Source organism: Hungatella sp. SL.1.14, assembly GCF_024460495.1.
In the GTDB taxonomy this organism is placed as follows: domain Bacteria; phylum Bacillota; class Clostridia; order Lachnospirales; family Lachnospiraceae; genus Hungatella; species Hungatella hathewayi.
The window spans coordinates 1-606 of sequence record NZ_JANFYJ010000098.1 but is presented as its reverse complement, the minus strand read 5'-3'; the positions used below and the strand labels follow the sequence as shown (position 1 = coordinate 606).

The window sequence follows — 606 nt, the reverse complement described above, 5'->3', positions numbered from 1 at the left end:
GGGAAGATTATATGGTATCCGGGCTGACAGCCATGACAGTTATCAGTCACGAGTTTCCGGAGTTTGACCGGCTGGTTCTGGAATTCACGAAAGGCTGTCCGTATAACCGGGTGATACTGAATAACATTATTTTCGGGGACAGTACGGATTATATGCTGGAATACGGCCACGAACTTACGAAGACGCCAAAGGGGACACAGCTTCCCAAAGTCGGGGAACTGCAGGTGGTCCGGACCTTCTACAGCCAGGGAGTTGAGGCGAAGGAACTGGCGAAAGAGACCGTTACCGTGAGCGCCGCGGATAACCGGTATACGATCTATTTTTCAGCCCCGTCTTATGACCTGTCTTGTACGATTACAGAGCCTCAGGCAGGCCAGACGGCGGTGATTGTGGACAGCAGCAATTATTATGCTACCGTAGAACTGACAGGCGTTACAGGGGCATGTGAAGTATTGATAACAGGCCGGGAATATATCGTTACACAGGCCAGAGTCAGCCGGCGGTTGAATCCAACCGGGAGATTGGAACAGTGGGAGAACCCGCTGGTGTCCGATGTCGTTCATGCGGCTGATCTGGCGGACTGGGTCGGAGACTACATGCGTGCAG

Annotated in this window: 1 pseudogene; it reads left to right on the top strand. The window is 53.0% G+C overall.

The features are described 5' to 3' along the window. Positions 1 to 11 precede the first annotated feature (11 nt). Positions 12 to 606 (top strand): annotated as a pseudogene (locus NE473_RS30105) (hypothetical protein); the annotation flags it as partial.